Raw genomic sequence first — 10,000 nt, 5'->3', positions numbered from 1 at the left:
ATGCAAAGCACTAACGGAATAACCCTGACCATAGGTGACAATGGTATTGGATTACCAGCTACTGTTGAATTGGGACAGGGCAACTCGCTGGGTATGCAGTTGATCCCTGCTTTTATTGCGCAGTTAGGTGCACGAATAGATCTTAGTCGTCAGCAGGGTACCCTTTACTCCATTCATTTTTCATCGACCAGGGATTAAGGTTATGCAGAATAATATTTTGATAGTAGAAGATGAATACGTCGTATCTTTGGACCTGAGAAGCACATTGGAAGATCTGGGACATAAGGTGACAGGTACAGTAGCCCGTGGTGAAGATGTTGTCGCCAAGGCATTGGAGAACCCACCCGATTTGGTGCTGATGGATATTCAACTGGCAGATAAGATGCGAGGCACCGAAGCGGCCGAACATTTAAAAAGACAAATGGATGTGCCCGTTATTTTCCTGACCGCTTATTGTGATGAAAATGTATTGGAGCAAGCAGAAAAGTCCTCGCCTCATGGCTATCTAATCAAACCTTTTGACCGCCGTGAGCTGGAAGCCAGTATTCGTATGGCCTTGGTAAGGCATAAAGCAGAACTCAAGATAAAAAGCTCAGAGCAGCGTCTGCAACTGGCACTTGGAGCTGCCAAAATGAGCCATTGGCAATTGAATTTAACCACAGACCAACTGGAGATAGACAACGACCTTTATGATGTTTCATCCTCAGCCTCAGCGTCTGCCGGAGGACTTTCACAGCTCAAAGCGATACTGGCTAACGATGAGCATCCACGTTTATCAAAACTCTTTGCCCGTAAGCGGGATTTTAATGCCGTCTTTATGTCCGGGCAAAGCAAAGCACCGCGTTATCTGGAGTTGTTTGGTCATTTTCAATTGTCAGAAAAGCAAAAAATAATCAGCGGATTGCTGCGTGATGTGACTCATAAGCAAAAAGAGGAACTGCAGCTGCGCCAGGCCAACACAGTGTTCAAAACGACCTCTGAAGCTATTTTAGTACTGGACAATCTTGGACAGGTTTTAACGGTAAACCCCGCCTTTACTCTGGTCACAGGTTATACCGAAGCAGAAATAAAAGGTCTGAAGCCAGATGACTTTTTATATCCGAAGCAGCAAACCTCTCCGGTATCAGTGCGGTTGCAGGAACTTAGTTCCAGTCATTGGAGCGGAGAAGTGGAATGTAAACGCAAAGATGGGTCGCTTTTTCCGACCTGGCAGCACCTCTGCAAAGTCCGGGCACCTATGACTAAAGGTGCTATTAGTCATTATGTAGTGATGTTCTCGGATATATCAGCACTCAGACGAGCAGAAGAGAATCTTGCCATGCTGGCGTTTAATGATCACTTAACTGGTCTTGGTAACAGAGTAAAACTGGAGAAAATGCTGAAAACTGAACTGGTCCGGGCGAGCAGAAACCGCAGCATGTTAGGTATTTTGTATCTGGATCTGGATGGTTTTAAATTGGTGAATGACACCTTAGGCCACCATGCCGGTGATTTGCTATTGCAAGAAGTCGCGGCCAGGATCTGCAAGCTAACCCGTGCCGGAGATGTCGCCACTCGTGTCGGCGGAGACGAGTTTGTCTTAGTGGTGCCGGACATACATCATCCATCCGATTGTCTCCACATTGCCGAAAAAATACTTCAGGTTATAGCTCAGGATATTTTATTACAGGACAACATAGTCAACGTTTCAGCCAGCATAGGGATTGCCTGTTATCCGGACGATGCCACCAGCTATGAAGAACTGCTCAAATGCGCAGATTTGGCTATGTTTGCCGCCAAAGATGACGGCAGAAGCAGGTTCACGTTCTTTAATCCACTCATGGCAGAAAAAACCAGGCAAAGAGTACAGATAGAAAAAGACCTGAAAGCCGCCTTGCACAATTCAGACGAACTGTTGATGTACTACCAACCTATTATAAGGCTTACCGACGAGCAACTCAGAGGCTTCGAAGCGCTGATCCGCTGGAAGCACCCTACTATGGGTTTTATCCCGCCCGACCGTTTTATTAAAGTGGCGGAACAAAGTAGCCTGATTAACGAAGTAGGAGATTGGGTACTGCAGCAGGTATTCAAAGACATTGCGGATCTGACAGGCCGCTATGGCACAAACATTACTGTCTCTATTAATTTGTCAGTACGACAACTGGAAGACCAGCTGTTAGCAGAGAAAATAAGGTTGCTGGCAGCAAAGTTTGAGTTGTCTATGTCACTGATTTATTTTGAAATCACAGAAACAGCGCTGAGCCAAAGTCAAAATATGCTCAGCACGCTGGAGCAGTTACGCAGTCTTGGAGCCCGTATATCGGTTGATGATTTTGGCACAGGTTATTCGTCACTCAGCCGGCTGAGAGAACTGCCCATTGATTGTTTAAAAATAGACAGAGCCTTTATTGTCAGTCTGGAGAAGGATAACAACAGTGCCGAAATAGTCAGGGCTATCTGTGCTTTGGGTAAAGCTTTGCACCTGAACATTATTGCTGAGGGTGTCGAAACCTCCGGCCAGTATCAGATGCTTAAAGACATTGGCTGCGACAAAGCTCAGGGGTATCTGTTTGGCAGACCCGGACCACTCACCTGATGGTCCAGGGTATTGAGTAACCCCTGTTGCGTAAACTGGCTATCCCCCAGCCCCAAAAACCAGCTTTGCGGAGTGATTGACTGGTTGCTCGCTGTGCAGCTACTTTCGTCTGGCTGCAGATCCCCCCCTCTTCTATGGTTTGCAATTTCAGGGGTCAATCATTATCCGTTAAACCAGCCACAGTCACGCCCGACAGTAAACCTGATCCTGTTGTTCCCTCTTGTAGTTTCATCATCAAACGTAAATCGTTGGGTGAGTCAGCATAATGCAGTGCATCGGCATGACTGATCTGGCCTGCTTTGTATAAATCGTACAGCGCCTGATCAAAGGTTTGCATGCCCAGTTCACGGGATTTGCTCATCACCGCTTTAATTTCACCTATCTCACCCCGTTTAATTAAATCGGCAATCAGCGGAGAATTCAGCAAGACTTCAATAGCAGCCACCCGTTTTTTGCCATCCACTGTGGGCACCAATTGTTGGGCGACTATGGCGCGTAAATTCAGAGATAAGTCAAACAACAGCTTGCCGTGTTTTTCTTTGGGCACCAGATGCATAATGCGATCTATGCCTTGGTTGGCGTTATTGGCGTGTAAAGTGGCTATACACAAGTGACCGGTTTCAGCAAAAGACAGCGCATATTCCATGGTGTCCTGACTGCGGATCTCCCCTATTAAAATCACATCAGGGGCCTGGCGTAATGAGCTTTTCAAGGCTGCTTCAAAAGATTCGGTGTCTATTCCGACTTCGCGTTGGGTCACCAGACTTTTTTGATGATCGTGCACAAATTCAATTGGATCTTCGATAGTTAAAATATGGCCTCTGGCATTCTGATTCCGGTACCCCAACAAAGCGGCCAGCGAAGTCGATTTACCGGCGCCAGTCCCCCCCACAAAGAGCACCAGACCACGTTTGGACATAATGATTTCTTTTAATACAGGCGGCAGACCTAAATCATCGGCTTTGGGGATAGTGGTGACTATGCGACGGACAACCATGCCCGCCTGATCTCTTTGCCAAAAGGCTGAGACCCGAAAACGTCCTGCATCATTGGCGATCGCAAAATTACATTCCTTTTCCTGCTGAAACTGCGATTGTTGCTTAGCTGTCATGGCCGATAATACCAGAGCTAAAGATTGCTCAGGACTCAGCACCAGATCCGATATAGGCTGCATTTCACCATTAATTTTAGCCGATGCGGCAAGTCCAGCGGTGATAAACAAGTCCGAAGCACCGGCCTCAACCATTTTGTGTAAATAGTCTACTAAAGTCATAACAGTTACCCCATTCGCCCCATACTGCCCATGCTGTTAAAGGAGTTTTTATCCTGGGCTTTAGCCAGCGCGTCTTTTTGGTTAATTACACCACGGTTAACCAGATTGATCAGGCATTGATCCATGGTTTGCATACCATGAGCAGCGCCAGTCTGGATCACGGAGTACATCTGAGCAATTTTATCTTCGCGGATCAGGTTTCGAATCGCAGGCACGCCCAACATAATTTCATGCGCAGCCACCCTGCCGCCGCCGTTTTTCTTCAGCAACGTCTGAGAGATCACAGCTCTTAAGGACTCAGACAACATAGAGCGCACCATGGCTTTTTCCTCACCGGGGAAGACGTCAATGATCCTGTCTATGGTTTTAGGTGCTGAGGTGGTGTGCAAAGTACCAAACACCAAATGACCTGTTTCTGCCGCTGTCATGGCCAGACGAATGGTTTCCAGATCCCTTAATTCACCAACCAGTATCACATCCGGGTCCTCACGCAGGGCTGAGCGTAATGCATTACTGAAACTATGGGTGTCCCTGTGCACTTCCCGCTGGTTGATTAAACTCAGCTTATTCTGGTGCACAAACTCTATAGGATCTTCTATGGTCAGGATATGGTGATTTTTGCTGGTATTAATGTAGTCAATCATAGCCGCCAAAGTGGTGGACTTGCCTGAACCCGTAGGACCAGTCACCAGCACCAGCCCACGGGGATTGTCAGAAATAGAACGAAATACATCAGGGGCATTTAAATCTTCCAGACTTAACACATCGCTTGGAATAGTCCGGAATACCGCCGCAGCGCCGCGGTTTTGCACAAAAGCATTGACACGGAAACGGGCTAAGCCTGGTACTTCAAAAGAAAAATCGGATTCGAGCTTTTCTTCGTATTCTTTACGTTGACGGTCATTCATAATGTCGTACACCAAAGAGTGCACCGCTTTATGGTCTAACGCAGGAATATTTAAACGTCGCACATCACCATCCACCCGTATCAAAGGTGGTACGCCAGCTGACAAATGCAAGTCTGAGGCTTTATGCTGCACACTAAAGGCGAGTAATTCGGTAATATCCATGATGAAAAGCACTCCAAAGCAAGGGCTAAGAACAGAATTGATATGACAAACAACATAGCAGAAGCGTTGAAATCAGCCTACAACGCCATTACAGAATTTCAGACAAAACAGCAATTAACCCAACAAAGCCGGTTGATCGCTGTCAGTAAAACCAAACCGGCGGCTGCAGTTGAGCAGGCTTTCCATGCAGGACAACGCGCCTTTGGCGAAAACTATGTGCAGGAACTGGTCAGTAAAGCCACTGAACTACAGCAACTGACAGGAATTGAATGGCATTTTATTGGTCCTATTCAATCAAATAAAACCAAAGACATAGCGCTTTATGCCGACTGGGTACACAGCATAGACCGGCTAAAAATTGCGGAACGTTTATCAGCGCAGCGCCCTTCGGATAAAACACCACTTCAGGTGCTGTTGCAGGTCAATATCAGCGCTGAAGAGTCAAAATCCGGCATAAACCCCAATCAGCTGTTCGCACTGGCCGACGCAGTGGCCAAATTACCCCAACTTCAGCTTAAAGGCTTGATGGCGATTCCAGAGCCGGGAAAAGGCGCTGAAGCATTTGAACAAATGCAAAAGCTGTCACTGCAATTGCAACAGCAACATCCTGATGCAAAAGAACTTTCAATGGGCATGTCAGATGACTGGCAACAGGCTCTGCGCTTTGGTTCTACTATGATAAGATTAGGCACGGCCATTTTTGGAGCCAGAGGGATCCCTTCTAATGATTGATAACACAGTGGCATTTATCGGCGCTGGTAATATGGCGCAATGTATTATCGGAGGCATGATTCAGCAGGGGTATCCGGCTGAAAACATTATTGCAGCCAACCGCAATGCAGAAAAATTACAGGCGTTAAAAAGCCAATACGCTATTGAAACCACCACGGACAATATCGAAGCTGTGACTAAAGCCGATGTGATAGTGCTGGCGGTAAAACCCCAAATGATGGCTGAAGTTTGTCAGCAGATCATGGAACAAGCGCCGGAATCTCAGGAAAAGCTGTTTATCTCAGTCGCAGCTGGCATTTCCATCGAGCGCTTTGAGCAATTGCTGGGACAGGTCAGAATTATCCGCGCTATGCCGAATACCCCGGCTTTAGTGGGTTTAGGTGTGACAGGTTTGTTCCCTAGCCGCTGCTCTGTGTACGAGCAATCTTTTGCTGAAAAGCTGTTTACTGGTACTGGCAAAACCGTCTGGCTGGAAAAAGAGCAGGACATTAACGCCATTATTGCGGTAACGGGCAGCGCGCCAGCCTATTTTTTCTATTTTATGCAGGCGATGCAGCAGGTGGCACAGGAATTGGGTTTTGATGAAGCTCAGGCTAAAGCTATGGTGGCACAAACCGCTTTAGGTGCAGCAACCATGGCCATTCAGTCCGACATCTCCTTTGAAGCGCTACGTGCCCAGGTCACCTCTAAAGGTGGCACCACACACGAAGCCATAGAAACTTTTAAACAACACAAGCTTGAAAGCATGGTCAAAGACGCCATGTATGCAGCGATACGCCGTGCTGAAGAAATGGCAAAAACTCTCTAAGGACTTATGATGACCGAAGCATTCTTTTTTCTGTTAAGCAGCCTGATCAAACTCTATTTGATGGTGGTACTGCTACGTATTTGGTTACAAAGTGCCAGGGCTGATTTTTATAATCCGTTCAGTCAATTTGTAGTTAAAGCGACCAATCCGGTGATTATACCACTGCGGCGTTTTTTACCGAGCCTGGGTCCGGTAGATACAGCTAGTTTGATCTTTGCTTTTGCTATTTGTGTACTGCATGTTGCCATAGTGCAGCTGCTGCAATTAGGCCAGGTGATTTATGTTTACTTGCCATTAAGTGCTCTGGTGTTGTTGATCACTGAAGCGTTGCAACTGGCGTTTTGGATTTTAGTGATCCGGGCATTACTGAGCTGGTTTAGTCAGGGCCGCAACCCGATGGAACTGGTGATGCACCAGCTAACCGAGCCTCTGTTGCGTCCGGTTCGCCGTGTAGTCCCTGTTATAGGCGGTCTGGATTTATCTTTGCTGGTCGTGCTGCTGGGCATTCAGTTTATCCAGATTTTATTAAGCAATATGTTACGTGGTTTCTAAATGTTAATCCGGCTGGCCAATGGCGATATTTTGTTGCAACTGCATGTGCAGCCAGGTGCCAGCCGCGATCAGTTTTTAGGCCTGCACGGTGATGCCATTAAAGTGGCTATTAAAGCCCCTCCTGTCGATGGCAAAGCCAACGCGCATTTACAACAGTTTCTGGCGCAAAGTTTTGACGTGGCAAAACGTCAGGTGCAGCTGGAAAAAGGCGAACTGAGCCGGCAGAAAAAATGGCGTATTGTCGCGCCCTGCACTGTGCCTGACGCCTTACAACCTTATCTGGAGTCCTGATGAAAAATTATCTGCTGGCTGCAAGTCTGGTTCTGGGCTTGTTTTTAAGTCCGGTTCAAGCCGAACAAAAGAAAGTACTGGGGCCCTGGGATGTGCATTACATTGCTTTTGATAGCACTATGCTTGATGCCAAAATAGCCCAAAATTACCAGTTACAACGCAGCAAATACCAGGCAGTGCTGAATATCTCAGTGCTCAATAGCAAAGACCAAAAAGCACAACAAGTGCGGATCTCCGGCACTGCGACAGATTTAACACAAAAGCAGATTGAACTGAGCTTTCGTGAAGTCAAAGAAGGGGACGCCATTTATTATCTGGCTCAGGTGCCTGTGCATGACCAAAAACACCTGAACTTTAAGCTGGAGATTTGGCAAGGCACTGAACGCCAGCAGCTGGAGTTTTCTCAGGTCTTTTACACCGAATAGTACTCTCCTTCGTTCTTGAAGCCGCAGCTTTGTTGACCGTCCGATTGGATGGATGAAAAGAGCGTCGTAGTCCCAGTCACATAGTAAGCTATGCTCCTGGGAACTGTGCACTTGTCGCCTCGCTGCAACTCCAATTACTTTGGAGACAAAGAGCTGACGTCTCTGTCAGAGTAATTGTTTCAAAGGTTTCCCTAATGCAAAAACTTGTTTTAGCCACTGGTAATAAAGGCAAATTAGCCGAGTTGTCCGCCCTGCTCGCTCCTTTTGACTGGCAGGTGTTGCCGCAGTCCGACTTTCAGGTGCCGGACGCTATTGAAGATGGCTTAAGTTTTATTGAAAACGCCCTGATTAAAGCCCGTCATGCCAGCCGTTTAACGGGTTTACCCGCCATAGCGGACGATTCAGGCTTAGCTGTAGATGCCTTAGGCGGCGCACCAGGTATTTATTCCGCCCGTTATGCCGGTGAACATGGCAATGATTTAAAAAACCTGCAGCAGTTGTTGCTTGATTTAAAAGCAGTGCCACAAGGCGAACGCGCTGCTCAGTTTCACTGTGTGCTGGCTTTTGTCCGCCATGCAGAAGACCCTGTGCCTGTGATAGCCCATGGTATCTGGCACGGCCAAATTGCTTTTGACGCTGCAGGTTCAGGTGGTTTTGGTTACGACCCTATTTTCTTGCCTGATGATTCAAACGGCACTGCCGCAGAATTAACAGCAGAGCAGAAAAAGCAGCTCAGTCACAGAGGCAAAGCGCTGCGCTTATTGGTGTCCTTGCTAAAAGGTGAACAGTTAAAAGGTGATCACAACTGATGGCCCTTGTGTCTGCTTATCCTTTTACACTGCAGCTGCCGCCGCTGGCACTGTATATCCACATTCCCTGGTGTATTCAAAAATGTCCTTACTGTGACTTTAACTCACATGCAGTGAAACAAGGCATACCAGAGCAGGAATACATTAGTCATTTACTGGCCGATTTACGCCAGGATTTGTCTTATGTACAAGGCCGTGCCATCAGCTCAATTTTTATTGGCGGCGGTACGCCCAGCACTTTTAGCGGTGACGGTATTCAGGCCATTTTAGATGGCGTGCGCACAGAACTTCAGTTGACAGCAGACTGCGAAATCACCATGGAAGCCAATCCAGGCACAGTAGAAGCCGCGCGTTTTGCTGCTTATGTCGCAGCAGGCGTGACCCGTTTTTCTATTGGTGTACAAAGTTTTCAGGCAGAGCAGCTCAAGGCCTTAGGCCGTATTCATAACTGCGACGAAGCGATAAAAGCGGCACAGCTTGCCGCCCAACTGCCGCTACAGAGCTTTAATCTGGATTTAATGCATGGTCTGCCGGAGCAGGATGTCACAGGCGCTTTGGCCGATTTACAGCAAGCTATTGATTTAAAACCACCGCATCTGTCCTGGTATCAACTGACCATTGAACCTAATACCGCCTTTGCTTCCCGCCCACCTGTGCTGCCGGAAGATGAAGCCTTATGGGATATTCAGGAGCAAGGCCACCAGCTGTTACAACGGCATGGCTATACGCAGTACGAAATTTCGGCCTACAGCCAATCCGGTCAGCAATGCCGGCATAATCTGAATTACTGGCGTTATGGCGACTATCTGGGTATTGGTTGTGGCGCTCATGGCAAAATCACCCTGCCTGAGACAGGACAAATTGTCCGTCCTGTCAAAATCAAGCACCCCAAAGGCTATATGGATATCAGTAAAGGTTATCTGGATGAGTGTAATGAAGTCGCACCAGAGGACAGAGCTTTTGAGTTTTTTATGAACCGTTTTCGTTTACTCGAAACCTGCCCTAAGCAGGATTTCAGCGCTTATACCGGTCTGCCCATCACATCTGTAAAAGATGCACTTGCCAAAGCAGAGCAACTGGGGTTAATTAACAGTACAGAATTGCACTGGCAAATCAGCGCCAAAGGCGCGCGCTACCTGAATGATTTGCTATCGCTATTTATTTAAACCAACTAACTACGACAAATAATGAAGGTCCATTTATCTATGCATTTACGTTACTCAGCACTGGCGCTGGCGGTAAGCCTGGCAACAGTAGCAGGCTGTAAACCGGCCCCTGCCCCTATCGATCAAAGCAAAGTCATTGAAGCCACCGTAGTTTTAACTGAAAACCAAAAAGCCGATGCGCTGTTTGAACAAATTTTCCAGCAGTCGGTCGATAATAGTCCGGAAACCCAAACCAGCCTGGGCTTAAAAACCAATTACGATCAATGGGATGATTTATCTCAGGCCCATCGTGATAA

Annotated in this window: 11 protein-coding genes and 1 pseudogene; 10 read left to right on the top strand and 2 right to left on the bottom strand. The window is 47.3% G+C overall.

Features of this window, described 5'->3' with window-relative positions:
• Together LDL40_RS02340 and LDL40_RS02335 are read left to right on the top strand one after the other, a co-directional pair.
• Positions 1-198 (top strand): hypothetical protein (locus LDL40_RS02340; protein WP_300993414.1); only part of this gene is annotated, 198 nt, incomplete at its 5' end.
• A 4-nt stretch (positions 199-202) separates the two neighbouring features.
• The gene (locus tag LDL40_RS02335) at positions 203-2,578 is read left to right on the top strand and encodes an EAL domain-containing protein (protein ID WP_300993411.1); all 2,376 of its coding nucleotides are present in this window, start codon (positions 203-205) and stop codon (positions 2,576-2,578) included.
• 154 nt (positions 2,579-2,732) lie between these two features.
• On the opposite strand, the gene LDL40_RS02330 is transcribed toward LDL40_RS02335, so the two are convergent.
• Together LDL40_RS02330 and LDL40_RS02325 are read right to left on the bottom strand one after the other, a co-directional pair.
• Entirely contained in the window at positions 2,733-3,851 is a 1,119-nt protein-coding gene (locus tag LDL40_RS02330) for a PilT/PilU family type 4a pilus ATPase (protein WP_300993408.1), read from the bottom strand.
• Between the two features lie 5 nt (positions 3,852-3,856).
• Positions 3,857-4,921, bottom strand: a complete 1,065-nt coding sequence (locus tag LDL40_RS02325; RefSeq protein WP_127023965.1) for a type IV pilus twitching motility protein PilT — start codon at positions 4,919-4,921, stop codon at positions 3,857-3,859.
• A gap of 42 nt (positions 4,922-4,963) precedes the next feature.
• On the opposite strand from LDL40_RS02325, the gene LDL40_RS02320 reads away from it, so the two are divergent.
• From LDL40_RS02320 to LDL40_RS02285, 8 genes and pseudogenes are all read left to right on the top strand, one after another.
• Complete coding sequence (locus LDL40_RS02320) at positions 4,964-5,653, top strand: YggS family pyridoxal phosphate-dependent enzyme (RefSeq protein ID WP_300993400.1); 690 nt, start codon at positions 4,964-4,966, stop codon at positions 5,651-5,653.
• Positions 5,646-6,461: a pyrroline-5-carboxylate reductase gene (gene proC / locus LDL40_RS02315; protein ID WP_300993398.1), complete on the top strand. Its 816-nt coding sequence runs from the start codon at positions 5,646-5,648 to the stop codon at positions 6,459-6,461. The genes LDL40_RS02320 and proC overlap by 8 nt, the downstream gene beginning before the upstream one ends.
• 9 nt (positions 6,462-6,470) lie before the next feature.
• On the top strand, positions 6,471-7,013 hold the full coding sequence (locus LDL40_RS02310) for a YggT family protein (protein ID WP_300993395.1): 543 nt from the start codon (positions 6,471-6,473) through the stop codon (positions 7,011-7,013).
• Positions 7,014-7,304 carry a DUF167 family protein gene (locus tag LDL40_RS02305; RefSeq protein ID WP_300993393.1) on the top strand — a complete coding sequence of 97 codons (291 nt, stop codon included), beginning with the start codon at positions 7,014-7,016 and terminating at the stop codon, positions 7,302-7,304.
• Positions 7,304-7,729 (top strand): DUF4426 domain-containing protein, encoded by a 426-nt coding sequence (locus tag LDL40_RS02300; protein ID WP_300993391.1) that lies wholly within the window; start codon positions 7,304-7,306, stop codon positions 7,727-7,729. The genes LDL40_RS02305 and LDL40_RS02300 overlap by 1 nt, the downstream gene beginning before the upstream one ends.
• 194 nt (positions 7,730-7,923) lie before the next feature.
• A complete protein-coding gene (rdgB, locus tag LDL40_RS02295) occupies positions 7,924-8,538 on the top strand; it encodes an RdgB/HAM1 family non-canonical purine NTP pyrophosphatase (protein WP_300993388.1) in 615 nt (204 codons plus the stop codon).
• Positions 8,538-9,704: a radical SAM family heme chaperone HemW gene (hemW, locus tag LDL40_RS02290; RefSeq protein WP_300993385.1), complete on the top strand. Its 1,167-nt coding sequence runs from the start codon at positions 8,538-8,540 to the stop codon at positions 9,702-9,704. The genes rdgB and hemW overlap by 1 nt, the downstream gene beginning before the upstream one ends.
• Positions 9,705-9,743: 39 nt before the next feature.
• Positions 9,744-10,000: pseudogene (locus LDL40_RS02285) on the top strand (DUF885 domain-containing protein); the annotation flags it as partial.

It is taken from the genome of Rheinheimera sp. (assembly GCF_020217005.1).
Taxonomy (GTDB): domain Bacteria; phylum Pseudomonadota; class Gammaproteobacteria; order Enterobacterales; family Alteromonadaceae; genus Pararheinheimera.
The sequence above is the reverse complement of the archived record's forward strand: the minus strand, read 5'-3'. Positions and strand labels throughout refer to the sequence as shown.